The sequence below is a fragment of the Streptomyces chilikensis genome, from assembly GCF_001642695.1.
Taxonomy (GTDB): domain Bacteria; phylum Actinomycetota; class Actinomycetes; order Streptomycetales; family Streptomycetaceae; genus Streptomyces; species Streptomyces chilikensis.
The window spans coordinates 1494667-1519397 of record NZ_LWCC02000005.1 but is presented as its reverse complement, the minus strand read 5'-3'; the positions used below and the strand labels follow the sequence as shown (position 1 = coordinate 1519397).

Sequence of the window (24731 nt, the reverse complement as noted above, 5' to 3'; positions counted from 1 at the left end):
CCGCGTGCCGGGCGCACGCGGCCCGGCACGCGCCCGCCCTCCGGGCGACGGCCGGAGCGGCCCTAGCCGCAGACGGTTCCCGAGCGGGGGACCCTGCCCTCCAGGAGGTAGCCGTTCACGGCGTCCTGGACGCACCTGTCGCCGCTGTCGTACGCGCCGTGGCCCTCGCCCCGGTAGGTGATCTCGACGCCGACCCCGGGTCCCAGCGCCCGGGCCATCCGCCGGGCGCCCTCGTACGGCGTCGCCGGATCGCCGGTGTTGCCGATGACCAGGATGGGCGGCGCGCCCGGCGCGCCGACGTCGGGGTGGTCCGCGGCGCCCGCCACCGGCCAGCCCGCGCAGCTCAGCATCGACCAGGCCAGGTAGTCGCCGAACACCGGTGACGCCTCACGGAACCGCGGCCGCACCCGCTCCACGTCGGCGACCGTGTACCGGGGCCTGTCGTCGGAGCAGTTGATCGCCGTGTTGGCGGCCACCAGGTTGCTGTACTCGCCGCTCTGGTCGCGCCCGTTCATCGCGTCGGAGAGGAACAGCAGCGTCCGGCCGTCGCCCTCGTACGCCTCGTCCAGCGCCTGTGTCAGGAGCGGCCAGAAGTCCTTCGAGTACAGGGCCTGGGCGATGCCGCCGGTAGCCGCCGTCTCGGTGAGCAGGCGGGGGAAGCTGCCCGGCAGCGGGCGCTCCTCCAGGTCGGCGAGGAGCTGGGTGATCCGCTTCTTGACGTCGTCGGCGTCCGTGCCGATCGGGCACTCCTCCTGCGGCTTGGACGCGCAGTCCTCGGCGAAGTTGTCCAGCGCGCGCTGGAACCCCCGGGCCTGTCCCAGCGACCCCTGTTCCGGGTCCTGCGTCGGGTCGACCACGGCGTCGAAGACGGCCCGGCCCACCTCCTCCGGGAACAGATGGGCGTAGACGCCGCCCAGTTCGGTGCCGTACGAGATGCCGAAGTAGTACAGCTTGTCGTCGCCGAGGACCTCCCGCATCAGGTTCAGGTCGCGGGCCGCGTCGGTGGTGCGCACGTGGGGGAGGACCTCGCCGGAGTTCTCCTCGCAGGCCTCGTTGAAGTCGCGCAGGCCCCGCTCGTACTCGGCGCGTTCCCCGGCGTCGTCGGGCGTGCCGTCCTTCTGGAGGAGGGCGTCCAGCCGGCTCGCGCTCTCGCACTCCACCGGCTCGCTGCGGCCGACCCCGCGCGGGTCGAAGCTGACCAGGTCGTAGCGGGTGCGCAGCGCCTCGTACTCCTGGCCGAACGCGGGCAGCGTGGTGACGCCGGAACCGCCGGGGCCGCCGAAGTTGAAGACCAGGGAGCCGATGCGGTCCTTCCCGCCGCCGCTGGAGCGGACCCGGATCAGCTCGATGCCGATCGTCTCGCCGTCCGGCTCCGACCAGTCCAGCGGCGCCCGCATGGTGGCGCACTGCCAGTCGGCGTCGCCGGGGAGCGGGGAGGGCGAGGTGCCGCCGCCCTGGGCGTCCGAGGGAGCCGGGCAGTCCTCCCACTCCAGGGACTGCTCGCGCACGTCGCCCTCCTCCTCGCCGCCGCAGGCCGCGAGGGCTCCGGCGGCGAGGAGGGCCGTGGTCAGCAGGGCCGCGGCGCGGGTCCGGGAGGCGTAGGGCATGCGGCCATGTTCCTGCGCGCCACCGGCCGCCGCGCGGGCTCGGGACCCGTCCGGGTTACCCGGACCGCCGGGGCCGCGCGCCCCGGCGTCCGCGTCAGAGCGCCTCCCGCCGGGACAGGTAGCCGAAGCAGAGCCAGCCGGGGAGCACCGGGAGCCACAGGGTGAACAGGCGGAAGAGCAGCACCGCGGGCACCGCCACCTCCTGGGTCAGCCCCACCGCGACCAGGCCGAGGGTGAGCGTGGCCTCGACGGCGCCGATGCCGCCCGGGGTCGGCGCCGCCGAGCCGAGCGCGTTGCCGGCCAGGAACACCACCGCGACGCTCGCCAGGCTCACGCCGGTCGTCCCGCTGCCGAACGCGCGGGCCGAGGCGTCCAGGCAGAGGACGAAACAGACGGTCAGCAGGAGCATGCCGCCGATGCCGGTGGCCAGCTTCTGCGGGCGCTGCAGCACGTCCAGCATGCGCGGCACCACGCCCGCGAAGAGCGAGCGCACCCGGGTCGCCACGAACTTCCGCAGGAACGGCACCGAGGTCACGACCAGGACCAGCACCGCGACGGTCAGCAGACCGGCGATCACCGTCCGGGAGGGGGACAGGGACGGGGTCTTCTCGATGCCGGTGAGGTAGCCGAAGACCAGCAGCAGCATGATGTGCGCGCCCAGCCCGAAGAGCTGGGAGGCGCCCACGCTGGCCACCGCCAGACCGGGCCGGACTCCCGCCTTCTGGAGGAACCGGGTGTTCAGGGCGACTCCGCCGATCGCCGCCGGGGCGACGATCTTCACGAACGAGCCGGCCACCTGCGCGCAGACCGTGCGCCAGAACGGCACCCGCTCCGGCACGAAGCCGAGCAGCGACATCGCCGCCGCCACGTAGCTGAGCGCCGCGAACAGCGCCGCCGCGGCCACCCAGCCCCAGTGCGCCTGGGAGATCAGCGACCCGAACGGGACGTGGGCGAGCTGGGAGAGCAGGAAGTAGGCGCCGATCGCGCCCGCGATGAAGGTGATCAGCGTGCGCGGGCGGATCCGCTCCAGGCGGGCCGGTTCCACCGGGGCCTGCGGACGGATGCGGAGCACCTGGTGGCGGATCTGGGTGAGCAGGTCCTCCTCGCGGGCCTCCTCCAGGGCCTCGTCGACGGCGCGCTTGTCGGCGCGCTGCTCGGCCTTGAGGGTCTTGCGGTCGGCGGCCGTCGTGCCCCCGGCGTCCGCCTCCCGCTCGGCGGCGCGCAGCGCCCGGGCCTTGTCGGAGGCCTCCAGCACCGCCTCGCGCTCCCGCTGGGCGCGCTCCCGCCCCAGCCGGCGCAGGGTCGCGCGGGTGGTGCGGGTCAGCGCGATGGGCTGGAGCAGGGGCAGGCAGTCGGCGACCGCGTCCGGTCCCAGCACCTCCACCGCCGCGGCCACCGCGCGCTCGGCGCCGACCCGCAGGCCGAGCGTGGTGAGCAGCTGGGCGATGTCCATCCGCAGCAGCAGGTCGCCGGCGGCGATCTCGCCGCCGCGCAGGTCCGAGAGGATCACCCCGCCGGAACGATCCACCAGGATGGCGTCGCCGGCCAGTCTGCGGTGGGCGATGCGGCGCGACTGCAGGGCCTTCACCTGCCGCCAGGTGTCCCGCAGCAGCTCGTCGGTGATCTCCTCGTCGTCGAGCTGGTCCAGCGGACGGCCGCCGGTGTGCTCGTAGACCAGCATCACGGCGTCCGGGCCCAGCTCGGCGGTGGCGATCAGCCTGGGGGCGTTGGCGCCGGCCGCGATGGCCGCGTAGGCCAGCAGGGCCTCCTGCTCCAGCGCCTGGCGCAGCGACTGCAGGCTGCGGCGGGTGGCCGAGCCGCGCAGCGTGAGGTTGCGCCAGACCCGGTAGTAGAAGGCCTGGGCCTGCAGCTCCCGGTCGACCACGGTGACGTCGAGGGGCCGGCCGTCCTCCAGGGTGACGAAGTAGCGGCGGCCGCGGTCGCTCTCGTGGCCCTCGCCGGAGTCCGTCTCCTGGCGGGCCGTGGCGGGGCGGAAGCCCACGTGCCGCAGGCCGGCCATCAGCGTGCGGCCGGTGGGCCGGACGTTGGGCGAGCCGACGGCGTACAGCGTGCCGTAGGCGACGCTCCAGCCGATCAGGATGGTCAGGAGGATGGAGAAGGGGGTGGTGTAGCCGCTGACCAGCATGGAGAAGGCGTCCAGGACCAGCACCATCCACAGGACCGTGCGCCAGCGCGGTCTTCGGGACAGGCCCACGGCGGTCATGAAGGCGATCACCGGCGCGAGATAGCCGTGCACCGGGTCGGTGAACGCAGCGGTGGCACCGCTGCCGCCGGGCGCGAGCTGGGTGAGGGCGTCCTGGATCGGGTCGGGGGCGGAACGCGCCACCCACAGGTCGGTGGCGAGGGTGACGCCGTGCGCCAGCACGGCCGCCAGCACGCCGTCGGCGATCCGCAGGGCGTCCCGCTTGATCAGCCGCTCCACCGCGAAGGCGACCGGGACCAGCAGGATGGCGATGCTGGACGCCAGGCCGGCCACCTTGATCAGCAGGTCCGGGGCGGCGGTGGTGCCCTCGTTGATGTCCTGTTCGAGGCCGGAGGTCGCGCCTTCGGCGAACGCGGCGACGGCCAGCAGCACGGCGACGGCCAGCAGGCCGACGAGCAGGCGCATCAGGTCGGAGGGGCGGTGGACCCGGGCGGGGAGCAGGGGCTCGTCGCCCTGGACCTCGTCGCCGCCGTCGGGGCCGGTGCCGCCGGAGGCGCCGCTGTCGGAGGCGCCGCCGTCGGAGGAGCCGCCGTCGGAGGCCCCTCCGCGCGGGCCGGACGGGGTGCCGCCGCCGGAGGGGGCGCCGGGCCCGGCCGGTGTGCCGGGTGCGCCGCCCGGGGGCCCGCCGGAGCGGGTCGAGCCGTCGCGGGGCTCACCGCCGGGGCGGGTCGCGTCGGAGGCGCCGACGGCGCGTTCGGAACCGGGTGCCTTCGTCATGTCTGCTTTCGGGTGGGGCGGCGAGACCTCGGCAGCGCTCTCCGCCTCTTCGGGATGCACGCCCTGCCACTCCTCGGTCTCGTTCCGCTCTCGTATCACCAGTCACCGCCCGCACGATGGTGGCATGTCCCGCCGACGCGTGGTGGGGTCAGGGGGCGATCCACAGGCGTGAAATCCGCCCCGCGCGCCTCCGGTGCACGCCCGGGGGAGCGGACCGGGCGCACGGCGGAGGCGCCGCAGATGTGTCGGAGGGGTGCGGCAGGATGGGACGGATGAGTGACGAGGAGCGGCCCGGCGACGCACTCCCCGTGTACGCGGAGCTGGTGCTGGAGGTCGCGGAACGGATTCCTCCGGGCCGGGTGATGACCTACGGGGACGTCGCCGAATGGCTCGGCGAGGGAGGTCCGCGCCAGGTGGGGCGGGTGATGGCGCTGTACGGGAGCGCCGTGCCGTGGTGGCGGGTGGTCCGGTCCGACGGGGTGCTGCTGCCCGGCCACGAGCTGCGGGCGCTGGACCACTACCGCGAGGAGGGCACCCCGCTGAGGGAGGCCGGCGGCGCCTCCCGGGGGTCGCTGCCGCGGCTCGACATGCGACGGGCCCGGTGGGACGGGGCCCCGGCCGGGGAGGACGCCGGACGTGCCGGAGGTCACAGCGGGCCGGGCGGGCTTCCGGACGCCGGGGCGGGGTAAGCCGCCGGGACCGGTGCCGGCGGGCCGGCCGGAAGGACCGCGGGTCCACCGCTGCTCCGGCCGGGTGAATCCCGGCGGGGGCGGACCCGCGCGGGCACGCCTCCGCCATGCCGTACGTTCGACGGGCGACCGAACGCGCGCCGGCCCCCTCCTCCGGGACCCCGCCGCGCACCCGGCGCACCAGTCGACCCCCTCCCACCAGCCAGCACCGCACCACCAGGACCGGCGAACCATGAGCATCCCCTCCACCACCGCGCCCCCGCCCCGCCGTCAGGCGTGGTGGGCGGCCGACGGCGGGTACCGGCTGGTCCGCACGCCGGTCGCCGTGCCGGAGCCCCCGCGGCTCGACGCGGCGCAGCGCGCGGTGGTGGGACACCGCTCGGGGCCGCTGCTGGTCCTCGCAGGCCCCGGCACGGGGAAGACGACCACGCTGGTGGAGTCGGTGGCCGCCCGGATCGCCCGCGGCGGGGACCCGGCGCGGATACTCGTGCTCACCTTCAGCCGCAAGGCCGCCGTGGAGCTGCGGGACCGGATGGCGGCGCGGGTCGGGGCGGCCCGCGCGCCGCAGGCCACCACCTTCCACTCCTTCTGTTACGCGCTGGTCCGCGCCCATCAGGAGAGCGGGGTCTTCGCCGAGCCGCTGCGCCTGCTGTCCGGCCCCGAGCAGGACGTCACGGTGCGCGAGCTGCTGGCCGGCCAGCCGGAGCTGGAGCGGCTGGGGCTGGCCCACGTCCGCTGGCCCGACGACCTGCGCGCCTGCCTCACCACCCGCGGCTTCGCCGACGAGGTGCGCGCCGTGCTGGCGCGCAGCCGCGAACTCGGGCTGGACCCGGCGGCGCTGGACGACTTCGCCCGCCGCATAGGCAGGCCCGACTGGCGGGCCGCGGCGGCGTTCCTCGCCGAGTACCTGGACGTCCTCGACCTCCAGGGCGTGGTCGACTACGCGGAGCTGGTGCACCGCGCGGTGCTGCTGGCCGGCCGCCCGGAGGTGGGCGGCCGGCTCGCCGCCGAGTACGACGCGGTCCTGGTCGACGAGTACCAGGACACCGACCCCGCCCAGGTCCGGCTGCTGCGGGCGCTGGCCGGGGGCGGCCGCACCCTGGTCGCGTTCGGCGACCCGGACCAGTCGATCTACGCCTTCCGCGGCGCCGACGTGAACGGCATCCTCGACTTCCCGCACGTCTTCCCCCGGGCCGACGGCGGTCCGGCGCCGGTCGAGGTGCTGCGCACGTCACGGCGGGCCGGGGCGGACCTGCTGGCCGCCACCCGGCTGATCACCCGGCGGATGCCGCTGACCAGGCTTCCCGCCGAGAAGGTCCGCGCCCACCGCGAGCCGGCCCCCGACCGTGAGGGCGGCTCGGTGGAGGTGTACACCTACCCGACCGCCGGCACCGAGCTGGCCAACATCGCCGACATCCTGCGCCGCGCCCACCTGGAGGATGGCGTGCCGTGGTCGGAGATGGCGGTGCTGGTCAGGGCCGGTTCCCGGTCCCTGCCGGTGGTCCGGCGCGCGCTCACGGTGGCGGGCGTGCCGCTGGACATCGACGGCGACGACGTACCGCTGCGGCACGAACCGGCGGTGGCCCCGTTGCTGACGGCCCTGCGCGCGGTGGCCCGCGCGGAGTCCGGCCCGGCGGGCGACCGGCCGGCGGAGCCGGCGGACGCGGGCGGCGCGGCCCTCGAGGAGGGCGACGGCGCGGCGGACCCGGCGGACGGGGAGGGACGCGGGCGGCGCGGCCCTCGAGGAGGGCGACGGCGCGGCGGACCCGGCGGACGGGGAGCCGGCGGACGAGGGCGCGACGGGCGAGGGCGCGGCGGACCGCGCGGCGCAGGCCGGTGCCGCCACGGCGGAGGACGACGGCGCCACGGCGGAGGACGGCGCGCGGCACACGGAGGACGGGACCGGTGCGGCCGGGGTCGTCCCGGCCTGGCTGGACACCGAGACCGCGCTGACGCTGCTGTCGTCGCCGCTGGCCAACATGGACACGGCCGACCTGCGCCGCCTGGGCCGCGCCCTGCGGGACGAGGAGCGCGCGGCCGGCGACCCGCTGCCCCCGCCGTCCGACGACCTGATCGCCCGCGCGCTGGCCGAGCCGGAGCGGCTGGCCGTGCACGACCCGTCGTACGCCCGCGGCGCCCAGCAGCTCGGGGAGCTGCTCCGCCGCACCCGGCGCCTGCTCGCCGAGGGCGGCACGGCCGAGGAGGCCCTGTGGGAGCTGTGGAACGGCACCGCCTGGCCCTCCCGCCTGGAGCGGGCCGCCCGCCGCGGCGGCGCCGCCGGGCGCAACGCGGACCGTGACCTGGACGCCGTCTGCGCCCTGTTCGCCACCGCGGCCCGCGCCGAGGAGCGCATCGGCGGCCGCGGCGCCCTCAACTTCCTGGAGGAGACCGACGCCCAGGACATCGCCGCCGACACGCTGACCCGCCGGGCGGTCCGGCCCGAGGCGGTGAAGCTGATGACGGCGCACCGCTCCAAGGGACTGGAGTGGCGGCTGGTGGTGGTCGCCGGGGTCCAGGAGGGGCTCTGGCCCGACCTGCGCCGTCGCGGCTCGCTGCTGGAGGCCGACCGCATCGGCCGGGACGGCCTCGCCGAGCCGCTCTCCCCGGGAGCGCTGCTCGCCGAGGAGCGCCGCCTCTTCTACGTGGCGGCCACCCGCGCCCGCGAGCGGCTGGTCGTCACCGCGGTGAAGGCCCCCGCCGAGGACGGCGACCAGCCCTCCCGGTTCCTCACCGAGCTGGGCGTCGAACCCAGGGACGTGACCGGGCGTCCCCGCCGCCCGCTGTCGGTCGCCGCGCTCGTCGCCGAGCTGCGGGCCACCACCGTCGACCCCGAGGCGTCCCCGGCGCTGCGGGACGCGGCCGCCCGACGGCTGGCCCGGCTGGCCGCCCTCACCGACGACGAGGGGCGCCCGCTGGTGCCCGCCGCCCACCCCTACCGGTGGTGGGGCATGCTCGAGCGCACCGAGAGCAAGGTGCCGCTGCGTGAGCGGGACCGGCCGGTCGCCCTGTCCGGCAGCGCCCTGGACCAGCTGGCCAACACCTGCTCGCTGCAGTGGTTCCTCGGGCGGGAGGTGAAGGCCGACGCCCCGGCCACGGCCGCCCAGGGCTTCGGCAACGTGGTGCACGTGCTGGCCGACGAGGTCGCCTCCGGGCGCACCCCGGCCGACCTGGACGTGCTCATGGAGCGGCTGGACTCGGTGTGGAACGCGCTCGCCTTCGACGCCCCGTGGAAGTCCGCCCAGGAGCGGGAGACCGCCCGGGCCGCGCTGGAGCGCTTCCTCAACTGGCACGTCATGGGCCGGGAGACGGCGGGCCGCACCCCCGTCGCCACCGAGCACGACTTCGACGTCACCATCGAGGCCGGGGAGTACCAGGTCCGCATCCGCGGTTCGATGGACCGCGTGGAGCGGGACGCCCGGGGGCGGGCGTACGTGGTCGACTTCAAGACCGGCAAGAACGCGCCCACCGGTGCCGAGGTGGCGCGCCACCCGCAGCTCGCCGTGTACCAGCTGGCCGTCCGCGAGGGCGCGGTGGACGACCTGTTCGGCGGCGAGCGGCCGGAGCCCGGGGGAGCGGAACTGGTCCACCTGCGGCAGGCCGCCGCCAAGCGGGACGGCGGGGACGCCCTGCCCAAGGTGCAGGCGCAGTCGCCGGACGGCGGCGAGTGGGTGGGGGACCTGCTCGCCACGGCGGCGGGCAAGGTGCTGGACGAGAGGTTCACCCCGGCCACCGGGCGGCAGTGCGACCACTGCGCGTTCCGCTCCAGCTGCTCGGCCCGGCCGGAGGGACGGCAGGTGGTGGAGTGACGCCACGCGGCGGAGCGGGGCCACGCGGCGCTCCGTGACGTCCACGCGGGGCAACCCGGGCAGGGCGACGGCGTGCGGCGGGACGGGGGTGGCGGCGACGGCGTGCGGCGGGGCGCGCGGGAGTCCGGGGCTGTGAGCTCCCGCACCCCGCGCGCCGCCGGCCTGCGGTGATTCCCGCCGCGCGGTCGGAGGTGTCCGAGAGCGCCGTTAGCCTCGTCACGTGTCCCGTGCCCGTCTCACCGATCCCGAGCAGCTGAAGTCCCTGCTCGGGATCCCGTTCACCCCCGAGCAGATCGCCTGCATCACGGCCCCGCCCGCGCCGCAGGCGATCGTCGCGGGCGCGGGCTCCGGCAAGACGACCGTGATGGCCGCCCGCGTCGTCTGGCTGGCCGGCACCGGCCAGGTCGCCCCCGAGCAGGTGCTGGGACTCACCTTCACCAACAAGGCCGCCGCCGAACTGTCCGAACGCGTCCGCAAGGCCCTGGTCAAGGCGGGCGTCACCGACCCGGACGCCGTGGACCCCGCCGGGCCCGGTGCGACGGACCCCGACGGCGTGCCGGGCGAGCCGCTGATCTCCACGTACCACTCGTTCGCCGGCCGCCTGCTCACCGACCACGGGCTGCGCATCGGCCTGGAACCCACCGCCCGCCTGCTCACCGGCGCCGCCCGGTTCCAGCTCGCGGCCCGCGTGCTGCGTGAGGCCCCCGGCCCCTACCCGGCGCTCACCGGGATGTTCTCCACGCTGGTCAGCGACCTCCTCGCACTCGACGGCGAGCTCGCCGAGCACCTGGTGGAGCCCGGGCGGCTGCGGGCCTTCGACGCCGAACTGCTCGACGTCCTCCGCCACGCCAAGCTCTCCAACGCCGACCTGCGCAAGGTCCCCGAGGCCGCTGCCGCCCGCCGGGAGCTGGCCGAGCTGGTCACCCGCTACCGCGCCGCCAAGAACGAGCGCGACCTGCTCGACTTCGGCGACCAGATCGCCCTCTCCGCGCGGCTCGCCCGCACCCGCCCCGAGGTCGGCGCGATCCTGCGCGACCAGTACCGCGTCGTGCTGCTCGACGAGTACCAGGACACCTCGGTCGCCCAGCGCATCCTGCTCTCCCACCTCTTCGGCAACGGCACCGGCCACCCGGTCACCGCGGTCGGCGACCCCTGCCAGGCCATCTACGGCTGGCGCGGCGCCTCCGTCGCCAACCTCGACGACTTCCCCGAGCACTTCCCGCACGCCGACGGCCGCCCCGCCGACCGCCTCGCCCTCAGCGAGAACCGGCGCAGTGGCGGCCGCCTCCTCGACCTGGCCAACGGCCTCGCCGCGCCGCTGCGCGTGATGCACGAAGGCGTCGAGGCGCTGCGGCCCGCCCCCGGCGCCGAACGCGACGGCGTGGTCCGCTGCGCCCTGCTGCCCACCCACGCCGAGGAGATGGCGTGGGTGGCCGACTCGATCGCCCATCTGGTCCGCACCGGCACCGCTCCCGGCGAGATCGCCGTGCTCTGCCGCAAGTCCGCCGACTTCCCGGAGATCCACGCCGCGCTGGTCGCCCGGGACGTGCCGGTGGAGGTGGTCGGCCTGTCCGGGCTGCTCAGCCTGCCCGAGGTGGCCGACCTGGTCGCCACCTGCGAGGTGCTGCAGGACCCCGGGGCCAACTCCTCCCTGGTCCGGCTGCTCACCGGCCCGCGCTGGCGGATCGGCCCGCGCGACCTCGCCCTGCTCGGCCGCCGCGCCCGGCTGCTGGTCGCCCGCGACCGGGGCGAGGACGACCCGGAGCGCCGGCTGGCCGCCGCCGTCGAGGGCACCGACCCGGCCGAGGTGATCTCGCTCGCCGACGCCCTTGACACCTTCCTGGAGCCCTCCTCCGACGGCTCCGACGACGGCCTGCCCTTCTCCCCGGAGGCCCGGGTCCGCTTCGCCCGGCTCGCCGCCGAACTGCGCGACCTGCGGCGTTCCCTCGCCGACCCGCTGATGGACGTGCTGCACCGGGTCCTGGCGGTGACCGGCCTGGAGGTCGAGCTCTCCGCCTCGCCGCAGGCCCTGGCCGCCCGCCGCCGCGAGACGCTGCACAACTTCCTCGACGTCGCCGCCTCCTTCGCCGCCTCGGCCACCGCGGACGAGGGCCGCGCCACCCTGCTCGCCTTCCTCGGCTTCCTGCGCACCGCCCAGCAGTACGAGAAGGGCCTGGACAACGCGCTGCCCGGCGGCGAGAACACCGTCAAGGTGCTCACCGCGCACAAGTCCAAGGGACTGGAGTGGGACGTCGTGGTGGTGCCCGGCCTGGTCACCGGCACCTTCCCGGACGCCAAGGGACAGGAGCGGTGGACCGCCCACGGCAAGGTGCTCCCGCACGCGCTGCGCGGTGACGCCGGAACGCTGCCGGACGTCGCGGACTGGGACGCGGCGGGGCTCAAGAAGTTCCACGCCGACATGAAGGACCACCACGCCACCGAGGAACTGCGCCTCGGCTACGTCACCTTCACCCGGCCGCGCTCGCTGCTGCTGGGCTCCGGTCACTGGTGGGGCCCCAGCCAGAAAACCGTGCGGGGCCCGTCCGCGTTCCTGCGGGCGCTGCACGACCACTGCGCCGCCGGATACGGCGAGACCGAGGTCTGGGCGGACGAGCCGGAACCGGGGGAGGAGAACCCGGCGCTCGCCGAGGACGCCGTGGAGCAGGCGTGGCCGCTGCCGCTGGACCGGGAGGCGCTGCGCCGCCGCCGCGAGGCCGAACGGATCGTGCTGGCGCACCTCGAGCGCGCCTCCTCGCACGACGGCGCCCACCCGCCGGCCGAGGCCGCCGGCCCGGACCAGGCTCCCCCCGCCGACCCGGGGCCGGAGCCGTACGACCCCGACTGGCCCCCGCCGCCGGACGACCCGGACGACGTCCCGCCGGAGGAGTACGCGGACCTGGGCGACGCCCTCGACTGGGACGCGCTGTCCACCGAACGCCCGGAACGGCCCGTCGCCGTCCCCCACCAGGCGCCGGCCCCCGCCGTGGAGCACCGGGCGGAGCCGCGGTCCGCTCCCGGGCTCGGCCGGGAGTCCGAGCCTGGGCCCGGGCAGGAGCCCGAGTTCCGGCAGGGGTCCGAGCCCGGGCAGGGGTCCGAGTCCGGGGAGGAACCGCAGTCCCGGCAGGAGCCGCGGCCCCGGCACGAACCCGCCGCGCCGCCGCATGCCCCGTTCCCCCGGCAGGACGCGCCCCACGCCGGCCTCACCCCCGAGGAGGCGCGCGCCGTCGCGTCCTGGGACCGGGACCTCGACGCGCTCGCCGAGGAGCTGGTGCGCGCCCGGCAGGCGGTCACCGAGGTCGTCCTGCCCGTCTCGCTCACCGCGTCCGAGCTGGTGCGCCTCAACGAGGACCCGGCGGCCTTCGCCCGTGAGCTGGCCCGCCCGATGCCGCGCCCGCCCCAGCCCGCCGCCCGCCGCGGCACCCGCTTCCACGCCTGGGTGGAGTCCCGTTTCGAGGCGCTGCGGCTGCCCATGCTGGAGCCCGACGAACTGCCCGGCACGGACGCGGAGATCGAGGACGAACGCGACCTGGAGGCTCTCAAGGAGGCCTTCGAGCGCACCGAGTACGCCCGCCGCACCCCCTACCGCGTCGAGGCGCCGTTCCAGCTGGCCCTGGCCGGCCGGGTGGTGCGCGGCCGGATCGACGCCGTCTACCGGGAGACCGCCGGCGAGGAGGTCCGGTACGAGATCGTCGACTGGAAGACCCACCGCGCCCCCACCGCCGACCCCCTCCAGCTCGCCGTCTACCGGCTGGCCTGGGCGGAACAGCGGGGAGTGCCCGTGGAATCCGTCACAGCCTCCTTCCTGTACGTCCGCACCGGCGAGGTCGTCCGGCCGCCCCGGCTGCCCGGCCGTGCCGAGCTGGAGCGGCTCCTGTCAGGAGAAACGGCGGACGAAAGGGACGGCGGGGGAGCCTTCGGCGCACCGGGGGTGTCCGGTTCCACGGAAGCGGACCCGGCTTCGGCCCACCGGCACCCGGGTGCGGGCCGATAGGGTCGGAGCATGAGCGAGACCTTGGACAGCGCCGTCCAGACGTACATCCGGCAGCATCGCGCCGCGTTCCTCGAGGAGCTCACCCGGTGGCTCCGCATCCCGTCGGTCTCGGCCCAGCCCGAGCACGCCGAGGACGTGCGGCGCAGCGCCGACTGGCTGGCCGGTGCGCTGAAGGAGACCGGCTTCCCGGTCGTCGAGGTCTGGGACACCCCGGGCGCTCCGGCCGTCTTCGCCGAGTGGCCCGCCGAGGAGCCGGACGCCCCGGTCGTCCTCGTCTACGGCCACCACGACGTGCAGCCCGCCGCCCGCGAGGACGGCTGGGACACCGATCCCTTCGAACCCGTCGTCAAGGACGGCCGCCTGTACGCGCGCGGCGCCGCCGACGACAAGGGCCAGGTCTTCTTCCACACCCTGGGCGTCCGGGCGCACCTCGCCGCCACCGGCCGCACCTCGCCCGCCGTCCACCTGAAGCTGCTGGTGGAGGGCGAGGAGGAGTCCGGATCGCCGCACTTCCGGGCCCTGGTCGAGGAGCGCGCCGAGCGGCTCGCCGCCGACGCGGTGATCGTCTCCGACACCGGCATGTGGTCCGAGGACACCCCGACCGTCTGCACCGGCATGCGCGGCGTCGCCGAGTTCGAGGTCCGCCTGCACGGACCGGACCAGGACATCCACTCCGGCTCGTTCGGCGGCGCGGTGCCCAACCCGGCCACCGCCGTCGCCCGCCTGGTCGCCGCGCTGCACGACGAGGACGGCCGGGTCGCGGTCCCCGGCTTCTACGACGGTGTCGTCGAGCTCACCGAGCGGGAGCGGGCCCTCTTCGCCGAGCTGCCGTTCGACGAGGAGCGGTGGCTGCGCACCGCGAAGTCGCACGCCGCCTCCGGCGAGGCCGGCTACACCACGCTGGAGCGCATCTGGGCCCGCCCGACCGCCGAGGTCAACGGCATCGGCGGCGGCTACCAGGGCGTGGGCGGCAAGACGATCGTCCCGTCCTCGGCCATGGTCAAGCTGACCTTCCGGCTGGTCGCCGGACAGGACCCCGAGCGGATCGAGCGGCTGGTGCGCGCCTGGGTCGCCGAGCGGGTCTCCGCCGGGATACGGCACGAGGTCCACTTCGGCGGCGCCACCCGGCCCTGCCTCACCCCGCTGGACCACCCCGCCCTGCAGTCCCTGGCCCGCGCCATGGGGCGCGCCTTCCGTCAGCCGGTCCGCTTCACCCGGGAGGGGGGTTCCGGCCCCGCCGCCGACCTCCAGGAGGTGCTGGGCGCGCCGGTGCTGTTCCTCGGCATCTCGGTGCCGTCCGACGGCTGGCACGCGCCCAACGAGAAGGTCGAGCTGGACCTCCTCGTCAAGGGCGTCGAGACCGCCGCGTACCTCTGGGGCGACCTCGCCGAGGGCCTGCGCGATGCCCGCTGACACCACCGACGCCAACGCCGCCGCCACGGGCGGGCCGGCCGACTCACAGGGGGAGCCCGAACCCGCCGTGACCGCTTCGACCACCGAACGCGAACCGACCGACTCCTCACCGACGGACGGGGCCGGTTCCTCCGGTCCCGCCTCCGGCCTCGCCGGCCGGCCCGTGGCGCTGACCGCGCCCTCCGGCATCGACCGCTCCGCCCACCACCGGCTCGACGAGGCCTGGCTGGCCGCAGCCTGGAGCCACCCGACCACCCGCTGCTTCGTGGTCTCCGGCGGCCAGGTGCTCATCGACGAGACGCCGGACGGGCGCACCGAACTGGTGACCACGCCGTCGTTCGAGGCGCCGCTCACCGAGGCGCACCGCTACTTCCTCGGCACCGACGACGACGGCGTGCGGTACTTCGCACTCCAGCGGGACGCGCTGCCGGGCCGCATGGACCAGTCGGCGCGTCCGGCGGGGCTGCGGGAGGCGGGGCTGCTGCTGTCCGACCGGGACGCCGGACTGATGGTGCACGCGGTCGCGCTGGAGAACTGGCAGCGGCTGCACCGGTTCTGCTCCCGCTGCGGCGGCAAGACGGTGATCGCCGCGGCCGGACACGTGCGGCGCTGCCCCAAGTGCGGGGCGGAGCACTACCCGCGCACCGACCCGGCGGTGATCATGGCGGTCACCGACGACGACGACCGGATCCTCCTCGGGCGGCAGGTGCACTGGCCCGAGGGACGGTTCTCCACGCTGGCCGGGTTCGTGGAGCCGGGCGAGTCCATCGAGGCGGCGGTGCGGCGCGAGGTCTTCGAGGAGGCCGGGGTCGTCGTGGGCGACGTCTCGTACGTGGCGAGCCAGCCCTGGCCCTTCCCCTCCAGCCTGATGCTGGGGTTCATGGCGCACGCCACCACCACGCACACCGAGGTCGACGGCGAGGAGATAAGCGAGGCCCGGTGGTTCTCGCGGGACGAGCTCACCGCCGCGTTCGCCTCCGGCGAGGTGCTGCCCCCGTTCGGCATCTCCATCGCCGCGCGCCTCATCGAGACCTGGTACGGCCGCCCCCTCCCCACCCGGGGGGCCTGACCCGCGGCCGGCACGTGCCGCACGTGGGGCACGTGCGGCAGTGCCGCACGTGACGGCTCGCCCGGCGGCGGGAGCGGAGCCCTCCGGGGAAGGGAGGGCGCGGTGCGCCGGGACGCGGGCGGCGCCGCCCGTCCGCCCGTCCGCCCGTTCGGCGCCCGCCCGCTCGGCCGCACGCCCGGTTGTCACGGGCGGCGCGGGCGCGCGGGGCCGCGGGAGACGAGGGAAGGCGGTCGGGCGGGGCCGGGGAGGGGACGGAGCGCCTCGGCGAGGGCGCGTGCAGCGCGTCGGCGTCGTCGGCGTGGAACCGACCACCCTCACCGCCCCGGCCGCCCCCGGCAGCCGCGGCGCGTCCACCGGCTCGGTCGGCTCCACCGTGAGGGACGTCCGCGACCCCACCGGCAGATTCAGCTCGCCCTCCGCCTCGCTGTGCGAGTACAACGACTGCCGCCGCACCGCGGCGATCCGTTCCACACGAGGAGCAGCCCGTACATCACGGCGGCGCTCCCGCGCGTGCCCGGACGCGCGGAACCCCCGCCGGGCCGGATCGACGGCCGGGACGGGGGTCCGGGGACGTGCGCGAGGCGGCGCGTGGGGGGAGGCGTCAGGCGCCCAGCGCCTGCTTGACCTGCGCCAGGCTCGGGTTGGTCATCACGACCGCCTCGCCGCCCGCCGTGGGCACCACGCGGACCGTCGGCACGACCTGGTTGCCGCCGTTCACCTTCTCCACGAACAGGGCCGACTCCGGGTCCTGCTCGATGTTGATCTCCTCGTAGGCGATGCCCTCACGGTTCAGCTGGCTCTTCAGCCGGTGGCAGTAGCCGCACCAGGTGGTGCTGTACATCGTCACGGTGCCGGGCATGGGCTTCGCGCTCCTCGGGGAGATGGGGACTGTACGGTCGTACGACAGTTCGTCGCACACGGTGAACGTCCGGTGCCCGGCCGGCATTCCCCGCCCCCGGGCCGAGTGAGCTGCGCCGCAATTCATACGACGAATGCCGGTGCCCTGTGGACGGCCGCCCCGTCCGTCCCGGCCGACCTGGCAGCATGGCGGGGTGACACCAGCAACGCACTCCTCTCTCTTCCCAGCCGTCCCGGACTCGGCCGACGCGGTGCTGGAAGGGCTCGACCCCGAGCAGCGGGCGGTGGCCACCGCGCTGCACGGACCGGTGTGCGTCCTGGCCGGCGCGGGCACCGGCAAGACCCGGGCCATCACGCACCGCATCGCCTACGGCGTCCGCGCGGGCATCCTGCAGCCCACCACCGTCCTCGCCGTCACCTTCACCAACCGCGCCGCCGGCGAGATGCGCGGGCGGCTCCGCCAGCTCGGCGCGACCGGCGTCCAGGCCCGCACCTTCCACGCGGCGGCGCTGCGCCAGCTCCAGTACTTCTGGCCCAAGGCGGTGGGCGGGGCGCTGCCCCGGATCGTCGACCGCAAGGTCCAGGTGGTCGCCGAGGCGGCCGCCTCCTGCGGCATCCGCCTGGACCGCGGGGAGCTCAGGGACGTCACCGCGGAGATCGAATGGGCCAAGGTCACCCAGACCGTGCCCGCCGACTACGCGCCCGCGGCCGCGAAGGCCGGGCGGGAGGCCCCCCGCGACCCGGCGGAGGTCGCCCGCGTCTACGACGTGTACGAGGAGCTCAAGCGCGACCGCGGCCTCATCGACTTCGAGGACGTGCTGCTGCTGACCGTCGGCATCCTCCAGGACCGGCCGGACATCGCCCGCGAGGTCCGCGCCCAGTACCAGCACTTCGTCGTCGACGAGTACCAGGACGTCTCCCCCCTCCAGCAGCGCCTGCTGGAGCTGTGGCTGGGCGACCGGGAGAACATCTGCGTGGTCGGCGACGCCAGCCAGACGATCTACTCCTTCACCGGCGCCACCCCCGACTACCTGCTGGACTTCCGCACCCGGCACCCCGGCGCCACCGTCGTCAAACTGGTCCGCGACTACCGGTCCACGCCCCAGGTGGTGCGGCTCGCCAACGGCCTGCTGACCCAGGCCACCGGCCGGGCCGCCGACCACCGGCTGGAGCTGGTGTCGCAGCGCCCGTCCGGTCCCGAGCCCCGCTGGGCCGAGTACCCGGACGAGCCCTCCGAGGCGGAGGGCGCGGCCCGTGCCATCCGGGAGCTGATCGACGCGGGCGTCCCGGCGAGCGAGATCGCCGTGCTGTTCCGGACCAACGCCCAGTCCGAGACCTACGAGCAGGCGCTCGCCGACGCCGGCGTGCCCTACCAGCTGCGCGGCGCCGAGCGGTTCTTCGAACGGCAGGAGGTCCGCCGGGCCGTCCACCAGCTGCGGGCCGCCGCCCGCTTCGGCGGGAACGACGCGCTGCTCGGCGACGCCGAGGACCTGCCCGGACAGGTCCGGGCGGTGCTCTCCGGCCAGGGCTGGAGCCCGGCGCCCCCGGCCGGTTCCGGCGCGGCCCGGGAGAAGTGGGAGTCGCTGGCCGCCCTGGTCCACCTCGCCGAGGGCTTCGCGGCGGCCCGGCCGCAGGCCGTGCTCGCCGAGCTGGTCGCCGAACTCGACGAACGGGCCGCAGCCCAGCACGCCCCCACCGTCCAGGGCGTCACCCTGGCCTCCCTGCACTCGGCCAAGGGCCTGGAGTGGGACGCCGTCTTCCTGGTCGGCGTCGCCGAAGGCATGATGCCGATCACCTACGCCAGGACGGACGAGCAGGTGGAGGAGGAACGCCGCCTCCTCTACGTGGGCGTCACCCGCGCACGGGAACGGCTCCACCTGTCCTGGGCCCTCTCCCGGACGCCGGGAGGCCGTCCGAACCGCAGGCCCAGCAGGTTCCTCGACGGTCTGCGCCCCGGCAGCGGGTCGGCCGCCGCCGCGCGCGGCGGCCCCGGGGGCGCCGGCGGCGTCGAGTACGGCACGGCGGGGACCGGCGGCGCGGACGGTTCCTGGGCCGCCCGGCGGCCCCGGGGGCGCCGGCGGCGTCGAGTACGGCACGGCGGGGACCGGCGGCGCGGACGGTTCCTGGGCCGCCGCGCGGGCCGAGCGGGCCGCGCCCCGGCGGACCCGTCGCACCGTCGCCCGCTGCAAGGTCTGCGGCCGCACCCTCACCGACGCCGGCGAGATGAAGCTGATGCGCTGTGAGGACTGCCCGTCCGAGATGGACGAGGGCGTCTACGAGCGGCTGCGGTCCTGGCGCGAGGTCCAGGCGCGGCGCAGCGGGCAGCCGGCCTTCTGCGTTTTCACCGACAAGACGCTGATGGCCATCGCCGAGACCGTGCCCGAGGATCCGGTGGAGCTGGCCCGGATCCCCGGCGTCGGCATGCGCAAGCTGGACCGTTACGGCGCCGACGTGCTGGCCATCTGCGCCGGTCAGGACCGTGCGGAGGAGGACTGAACGGGTTCGCGACACACCGTTGCGAAGTCGTCGCAAAAATAGTTTGCGCGCTCCCCGCAGTGCCCCATAGGTTCTAGAGCACGGAACACGGAGCCTCCCAAAAGGCTTCCGCTCCGTGCTGTACTGACGTCTGTATCCGCCGGACCGTTCACGGTCCCGAAGACGCCGAGAGGAGGCGATTGAAGTGATCAGCAAGACCAACACCACCGGCATCAGCACCCTGCGTGCCCTGGGCACCGCCGTCCTGGAGAACGATCACCACGTCGCCTCGCTGTGCACTCCCGCCTTCGACCGTGGCACCGGTGTGTCCGCCTCCAAGCCGCTCGCCTCCAAGCTGTCCGGCGCCGTCCTTTCCGGCCTCGGCCTGGTCGACGGCGGTCTGGTCAAGGGCGGCGTGTTCGCCGGCGCCCCGGTGTCCGGCAACCGGTCCGAGTCGTCCTTCGCGGGCATTTCCGTCCGCGTCCGCGACGAGCGACCGACCGAGGCACTGGAAGCAGGAGTGGCCCAGGCTCACGCCTTCGGCTACGCGGCGGCCGGTGCCGGAGCCCTCGAGCAGACGATGAACCACCCCCAGATGTGGGCCCTCCGCGGGCCGGAACCCTGGAGCGATCCAGCCTGACGTACTCAGGCCGGTGCCTTCAGGGCCGCGGAACCCCATCCGGGATCCGCGGCCCTTCTGTTTTCCCGGACACGGGAGACGGACCGAAGGACCTCGGGACAAGAGAACAACCGGTACCCACCACCGGCCGACCGGCCGGACGACACCAGACGAGGAAGACACCCCGTGCAACTCGAAGCGCACGCCCCGTCCGTACCGACTTCCGACACCAATCCCCCGCCCGGCCTCACGGAGGACCTTTCCTTGACTCCGCTCATCACCCTGACCGCTCTCGACGACGCCATCGAGGGCCTCGGCACCCCCACCCCGTGCCGCTCCAACGACCCCGAGGTCTTCTTCGCCGAGTCCCCGGCCGACGTGGAGTACGCCAAGTCGCTGTGCCGTACCTGCCCGCTGGTCGACGCCTGCCTCGCCGGCGCCAAGGAGCGCCGGGAGCCCTGGGGCGTCTGGGGCGGCGAACTGTTCGTCCAGGGTGTCGTGGTGGCCCGCAAGCGGCCCCGTGGCCGTCCGCGCAAGAACCCGGTCACGGCATGACCGGCCACCGCACCATTGACGCCCCCCACACGCACGATCCCCGGAAACAGGCCCCGATGAAGCCGTCCACCCACGAGCCCGCAGGTTCCCTGCCCGCCACCCGAGACTTCCCCCTCACCGGTGCGCCCGAGGTGCGCCAGAACAGGACCCGAGAAATGCAACTCATCCCAGAAGCCATGGCCCGCGCGCATATGCGCGAGCGGTTGCGTGAGGCCGAGGTCGCCCGGCCCGCGCTCCGCGTGGTGGCCGCCCGGCGGATGCAGCGGCGGGCCGAGCGCGCGTCGATGCGCGCCCGGCGTGCCCTGGCCCTCGCCGTCATGCAGTAACGCCGCGAGCAGAGCCGACGGGGCCGCCCCACCAGGGGCGGCCCCGCGGTGCGTTCCGCCCCCGCCGGGCCGCCCTCCCGCACAGGACCTCTTCACCGCACGGGGCCGGGCGGCCGGGCGGCATGGGTGTGTCCCCGGTCCCGTGCCGCCGTCCGGGCCCGCCGCCGGTGGGCTGCCCTTCGTCACTCCCTCGCGGCAAAGCCCGGGAGCCAGGACTCCAGCTCGTGACGGAGCCGGACCGTGGCGCCGAGCTGGCACAGGACGCCGATGGTGCTCAGCGTCACCCGGTGTATCAGCAGGTAGGACGGCGGCAGGTTGAGCCGCTTGCCCAACTGGTGCGCCGGGGAACGGGGATCGGCGAGACGCGCCGCCTGGCTCCGCAGCCACCCCCGGCTGAAGGAGAACTCCGCCACCCGCGCCGGCTCGATGATCGGCAGCAGGTACTCCAGCACCTCCTCCGGGTCGAGTTCGACGGTCTCCTTGACGAAGCCTTCCGCGTACAGCCGCGAGTGGACCGCCTCGGCCTCGCCGTCCAGCGCCATCCGCAGCGCCTCGCCGATCGGTGAGGGCAGCCCGCCGGGCAGCCGGTCCACCGTGCCGAAGTCCAGAACCCCCAGGCGCCAGTCATCGGGATCCTCCGAACCGCCTTGCAGCAGACGGAAGTTGCCCGGGTGGGGGTCCGCGTGCAGCAGGCCGGTGCGCGCCGGACCGGAGAAGAGGAAGCGGGCCAGCAACTGCCCCGCGCGGTCCCGCTGTTCCGGGGTTCCGTCGGCTATGACCTGCGACAGAGGTGTGCCGTCGATCCACTCGGTGACGAGCACCTGTTCGCTCTGGTGGACCACGGCCGGCACCAGCACGTCCGGATCGTCCGCGAACTCCTCCGCGTGCGCCTGCTGGGCCCCGGCCTCCAGAGCGTAGTCCAGCTCCTCGCGGACGCGGTCCTTCAGCTCGGCGACCAACGGCTTGACGTCGATGCCCGGGACCAGCGGTCCCAGCAGCCTTGCCAGGCGGCCGAGCTGGGTGAGGTCGGAGACCAGCGCGTCCCCGGCGCCCGGGTACTGCACCTTCACGGCGACCTCGCGGCCGTCCCGCCACATCGCGCGGTGCACCTGCCCGATGGAGGCGGCGGCCGAAGGAGTGTCGTCGAACTTCTGGAAGAGGTCCCGCCAGTCGTCACCCAGGCGCTCGCGCAGCACTTCGTGGACGGTGCGGGTGGGCATCGGCGGCGCCGCGTCCTGGAGTTTGGTGAGCGCCGCCCGGTAGGGGCCCGCCAGCTCCTCCGGAAGGGCCGACTCGAAGACGGACATCGCCTGCCCGAACTTCATCGCTCCTCCCTTGAGTTCGCCCAGGACCTTGAACAGCTGGTCGGCCGTGCGCTGCTGGAGTTCACGCCCCACGAGGTCCGCCGACTCTCCGACGATCCGCTTGCCCAGCCCCCAGGTGGCCCGGCCGGCGAGACCGAGCGGGAGCGCGGCGAGTTTGGCGGTCCTGGTGATCGCCTTCCGGGGAAGATCAGACATGCGCCCTCCAAGTCCCGGGCCGTGGTGCCGCGTTTGCCCGATGGCATGACTCCGTTGACGGCCCGTGCTCCGCCATTGTGTCCTGTGACTGCCCTGGCGCCCCGGACAGTTCCGCCTCCGGTCGCTCCGCCGCACCGCAAGGGCAGTGCGGATGTGGGGCGATGTCCCGGGTACGCCACCGCAGTGCGGGCAGCGCCGCCTCCCAGCGCACCCCGGCGGAGTGCGGCGAACCGGCCGCGGACAGCCCGTCGAGGAAGGCGAGCGCGTGACCCGCCGCCGTACCGGCGACCGCGGCGGCCAGCGCCACGTCGCAGGCGGCCACCGCCCGCGTCCGGCGGGAGCGCCACTGGGCGAGCAGCCGGGGCCAGGTCGGATCGCGTTCCACCCGCCACCGGTGCAGGCACCCGGCACACGACGTCTCCCCCGGCAGCACCAGCGGACCGACCACGCCCGTCCCCTCCACCACCCCCGCGTACAGGTGCGGGATGCCCGCCGCCAGCAGGGGTTCGGCGTCCTGCGGGTCGGGGGAGTGGACGGCGAGGTCGTCGCGCGGAGCGAGCAGCACGAGGGCGAAGCCGGCGTCGTCGCGGAACGGGCAGGGGGAGCCGCGGCGCGGCGGGCGCTCCGGTGCGGCGTCACGGACCAGGCGCCGGGCGGCGTCGGAGCGGCGTTCACCGACCGAGGCCGGCGGCAGCCCGCCCGGTGCGACGTCCCACGGCTGGACGCAGCCGCCGTCCCGCACGTCCACCTCTCCCACTCCCGCGGCCGAGAGCAGCGCGGCCAGCGCCGCGCCCACCCGGCCCGCGCCGCGGACCTGAACCCGCAGCCTGCGGCGGGCCGTCAGCCGCCGCACCGCGTCGCCGGGAGCGGGAGCCGTCAGGGAGAGGGAGGCGAGGTCGGGCCGGAGCCGGTCCAGGACGTGCGGCCGCTCGCGCAGCGCCTCGCCCTCCGGGCCGCCTCCGGTGGCGTCGTCCAGCAGGCCGGCCTCGGCCAGACGCTCGACCAGCCCGTCGGCGTGGTCCTCGGGCAGCCCCATCCGCACCGCCTCCTCACGCAGCAGCTCCATGCCGCGGGTGCCGTTGAGGAGGTCGAGGAAGGTGCCCGTCGCCGTGTCGACCGGCGCGAGCGTCATGGCGTGCGCCGGGGTCATCCCGAACTGCACGGTGTTCAGATCCCGCCAGCCGCGGCGGAGCGCGGGCTTCACCCTGGGATGCATGGCGACCAACCCTTTCCGGTCCGTCCGGGACGCCTGCCGCCGGATGTGACCAAAACCATCGCAACGGCGCAGAACGGGCCGTCGGTCGACAGCATGCCCCGATCCGCCCTGCCGGTGCCGGGAGTTGTCCACAGGCACCTGGTACTTGTCGTACCAATCAGGGGACGGCCGGTTCGGGCGGTGTGGATATCGGAGCGGATCGGGCGCGCGGCGGGGACGTCTCCGGTCGCAGGCGGTAACGTCGAGGGGTGCCCTCCGACCCTTCCTCCCGAGCCGTGACGCAGCAGCGAGGTGTCCCGGGCGCGCCTTCGGAGGGCCCTCCGGCGGACGCGGTGGAGGTGCGCAGGAGCACCCGCAGACGCCGCACGGTCTCCGCCTACCGGGAGGGCGACCGGACCGTGGTGCTGATCCCGGCCCGCATGTCCGAGGCGGAGGAACGGCGCTGGGTGCGGGTGATGCTGGACAAGCTGGCCGCCCAGGAGAGCCGGCGCACCCCGGACGACTCCGAGCTGGGCCGGCGGGCCACCCGGCTGTCCGAGCAGTACCTCGCCGGCCGGGCCAGACCCGCCACGGTGCGCTGGGTGACCAACCAGAACAGCCGCTGGGGTTCCTGCACCCCCGCCGAGGGGAGCATCCGGCTCTCGCACCGGCTCCAGGGCATGCCGGAGTACGTCGTCGACTACGTCCTGCTCCACGAACTCGCCCACCTGCTGGTCCCGGGCCACGGCCCCGACTTCTGGCGGCTGCTGGAGACGTATCCCCGTACCGAGCGAGCCAGGGGTTACCTCGAAGGAGTGGTGGCCGCGGAACGGTTGCCGCAGCTGCCCGCCGCCCGGCCCGGCGAGTCCGGCTGAGTTGGTCCGCGTTCTGTAGCGGCTGTGTCCCCGCCCGTCCGTTCCCCGCGACAACGGGCTAGCCTGACCGAGCATCTTTCGGGACGGAATGGGGGACGGGCGTAACGCATGACCAGGGAATTCCAACGCGGCCACAAGGCCAGGATCAGTGATCTGACCGCGGGCACCGACCTCTACGTCGGTGTGCACATCGCGGGCCCCGGGCTGGTCTTCGACATCAGCTGCTTCGGGCTGGACGCCGACGAGCGTCTCTCGGACGACCGCTACTTCATCTTCTACAACCAGCCGAAGTCCCCCGAGGAATCGGTCCAACTGCTGGGCGAGCAGGCGGGCGACACGCAGTCGTTCCGGGTGACGCTGGACCGGCTGCCGCCGCGGATCCACAAGCTGTCGTTCACCGCGACCATCGACGGCGCCGGCCAGATGTCCCAGGTCGGACCAGGCTACGTCCGGATCGTCGCGGGCGGCGAGGAGGTCGCCCGTTACCCCTTCGACGGCGCCGAGTTCTCCACCGAGCGCGCGGTGATGCTGGCGGACCTGTACCTCAAGGACGTCTGGCGCTTCGCCGCGGTCGGCCAGGGCTTCGACGGCGGGCTCGACGCCCTGCTGAGGAACTTCGGCGGCGAGGTCGCCGAGGAGGAGCCCGCCGCGCCCGCCGCCCCGCAGGCCGCGCCGGGCTTCGCCCCGCCGACCGCACCGGGTTTCGCCCCGCCCGCCGCACCGGCGGCACCCCCGGCCCCGGCGTTCGGCGTCCCGGCGGCTCCCGCCCCCGTCCCCGCGCAGCAGCAGCCA

At 75.1% G+C, this 24731-nt stretch carries 15 protein-coding genes and 2 pseudogenes; 12 read left to right on the top strand and 5 right to left on the bottom strand.

All coding sequences use genetic code 11. The features are described from left to right. Positions 1-62 precede the first annotated feature (62 nt). Complete coding sequence (locus A2U95_RS06765; protein ID WP_166021301.1) at positions 63-1607, bottom strand: alpha/beta hydrolase; 1545 nt, start codon at positions 1605-1607, stop codon at positions 63-65. 94 nt (positions 1608-1701) lie between these two features. Next, the gene (locus tag A2U95_RS06760) at positions 1702-4548 is read right to left on the bottom strand and encodes a lysylphosphatidylglycerol synthase transmembrane domain-containing protein (protein WP_166021300.1); all 2847 of its coding nucleotides are present in this window, start codon (positions 4546-4548) and stop codon (positions 1702-1704) included. A gap of 263 nt (positions 4549-4811) precedes the next feature. Here A2U95_RS06760 and A2U95_RS06755 point away from each other — a divergent pair, with 263 nt between their 5' ends. From A2U95_RS06755 to nudC, 6 genes and pseudogenes are all read left to right on the top strand, one after another. Beyond that, positions 4812-5237 (top strand): MGMT family protein, encoded by a 426-nt coding sequence (locus tag A2U95_RS06755; protein ID WP_420856972.1) that lies wholly within the window; start codon positions 4812-4814, stop codon positions 5235-5237. A 232-nt stretch (positions 5238-5469) separates the two neighbouring features. After that, positions 5470-6864: pseudogene (locus tag A2U95_RS33730) on the top strand (ATP-dependent helicase); the annotation flags it as partial. Between the two features lie 481 nt (positions 6865-7345). Beyond that, entirely contained in the window at positions 7346-9043 is a 1698-nt protein-coding gene (locus A2U95_RS32500) for a UrvD/REP family ATP-dependent DNA helicase (RefSeq protein WP_240957224.1), read from the top strand. A gap of 220 nt (positions 9044-9263) precedes the next feature. Next, the gene (locus A2U95_RS06745; protein ID WP_166021298.1) at positions 9264-13034 is read left to right on the top strand and encodes an ATP-dependent DNA helicase; all 3771 of its coding nucleotides are present in this window, start codon (positions 9264-9266) and stop codon (positions 13032-13034) included. 9 nt (positions 13035-13043) lie between these two features. Further along, complete coding sequence (locus A2U95_RS06740; RefSeq protein ID WP_166021297.1) at positions 13044-14447, top strand: dipeptidase; 1404 nt, start codon at positions 13044-13046, stop codon at positions 14445-14447. After that, on the top strand, positions 14437-15516 hold the full coding sequence (gene nudC / locus A2U95_RS06735; RefSeq protein ID WP_166021296.1) for an NAD(+) diphosphatase: 1080 nt from the start codon (positions 14437-14439) through the stop codon (positions 15514-15516). Before A2U95_RS06740 ends, nudC begins: the two co-directional genes overlap by 11 nt. Before the next feature lie 601 nt (positions 15517-16117). Here nudC and A2U95_RS06730 read toward each other — a convergent pair. Further along, complete coding sequence (locus A2U95_RS06730; protein WP_166021295.1) at positions 16118-16375, bottom strand: mycoredoxin; 258 nt, start codon at positions 16373-16375, stop codon at positions 16118-16120. 193 nt (positions 16376-16568) lie between these two features. Between A2U95_RS06730 and A2U95_RS06725 the strand changes: the two are divergent. From A2U95_RS06725 to A2U95_RS06710, 4 genes and pseudogenes are all read left to right on the top strand, one after another. Beyond that, positions 16569-18870 (top strand): annotated as a pseudogene (locus tag A2U95_RS06725) (ATP-dependent DNA helicase UvrD2). 184 nt (positions 18871-19054) lie between these two features. Then, a complete protein-coding gene (locus tag A2U95_RS06720) occupies positions 19055-19489 on the top strand; it encodes a hypothetical protein (RefSeq protein WP_420856971.1) in 435 nt (144 codons plus the stop codon). Between the two features lie 165 nt (positions 19490-19654). After that, positions 19655-20023, top strand: coding sequence for a WhiB family transcriptional regulator (locus A2U95_RS06715; RefSeq protein ID WP_166021294.1), 369 nt, complete (start codon positions 19655-19657; stop codon positions 20021-20023). Beyond that, a complete protein-coding gene (locus A2U95_RS06710) occupies positions 20020-20349 on the top strand; it encodes a hypothetical protein (protein WP_166021293.1) in 330 nt (109 codons plus the stop codon). Before A2U95_RS06715 ends, A2U95_RS06710 begins: the two co-directional genes overlap by 4 nt. A gap of 182 nt (positions 20350-20531) precedes the next feature. On the opposite strand, the gene A2U95_RS06705 is transcribed toward A2U95_RS06710, so the two are convergent. Together A2U95_RS06705 and A2U95_RS06700 are read right to left on the bottom strand one after the other, a co-directional pair. After that, positions 20532-21869 carry an ABC1 kinase family protein gene (locus A2U95_RS06705; protein ID WP_166021292.1) on the bottom strand — a complete coding sequence of 446 codons (1338 nt, stop codon included), beginning with the start codon at positions 21867-21869 and terminating at the stop codon, positions 20532-20534. Then, a complete protein-coding gene (locus A2U95_RS06700; protein ID WP_166021291.1) occupies positions 21862-23085 on the bottom strand; it encodes a TOMM precursor leader peptide-binding protein in 1224 nt (407 codons plus the stop codon). The genes A2U95_RS06705 and A2U95_RS06700 overlap by 8 nt, the downstream gene beginning before the upstream one ends. A gap of 248 nt (positions 23086-23333) precedes the next feature. On the opposite strand from A2U95_RS06700, the gene A2U95_RS06695 reads away from it, so the two are divergent. Together A2U95_RS06695 and A2U95_RS32495 are read left to right on the top strand one after the other, a co-directional pair. Next, positions 23334-23939, top strand: coding sequence for a M48 metallopeptidase family protein (locus A2U95_RS06695; protein WP_166021290.1), 606 nt, complete (start codon positions 23334-23336; stop codon positions 23937-23939). Positions 23940-24047: 108 nt separating this feature from the next. Then, positions 24048-24731, top strand: a 684-nt coding sequence (locus tag A2U95_RS32495) for a TerD family protein (RefSeq protein WP_240957222.1), incomplete at its 3' end; no start/stop codon positions are given.

What these genes read in the sequence shown, in the direction of transcription:
- A2U95_RS06760 (WP_166021300.1), bottom strand. Translation starts at nt 4,548, where the DNA reads ATGACGAAGGCACCCGGTTCCGAACGCGCCGTCGGCGCCTCCGACGCG.
- A2U95_RS06710 (WP_166021293.1), top strand. Translation starts at nt 20,020, where the DNA reads ATGACCGGCCACCGCACCATTGACGCCCCCCACACGCACGATCCCCGG.
- A2U95_RS06730 (WP_166021295.1), bottom strand. Translation starts at nt 16,375, where the DNA reads ATGCCCGGCACCGTGACGATGTACAGCACCACCTGGTGCGGCTACTGC.
- A2U95_RS06765 (WP_166021301.1), bottom strand. Translation starts at nt 1,607, where the DNA reads ATGCCCTACGCCTCCCGGACCCGCGCCGCGGCCCTGCTGACCACGGCC.
- A2U95_RS06740 (WP_166021297.1), top strand. Translation starts at nt 13,044, where the DNA reads ATGAGCGAGACCTTGGACAGCGCCGTCCAGACGTACATCCGGCAGCAT.
- A2U95_RS06705 (WP_166021292.1), bottom strand. Translation starts at nt 21,869, where the DNA reads ATGTCTGATCTTCCCCGGAAGGCGATCACCAGGACCGCCAAACTCGCC.
- nudC (WP_166021296.1), top strand. Translation starts at nt 14,437, where the DNA reads ATGCCCGCTGACACCACCGACGCCAACGCCGCCGCCACGGGCGGGCCG.
- A2U95_RS06755 (WP_420856972.1), top strand. Translation starts at nt 4,812, where the DNA reads ATGGGACGGATGAGTGACGAGGAGCGGCCCGGCGACGCACTCCCCGTG.
- A2U95_RS06700 (WP_166021291.1), bottom strand. Translation starts at nt 23,085, where the DNA reads ATGCATCCCAGGGTGAAGCCCGCGCTCCGCCGCGGCTGGCGGGATCTG.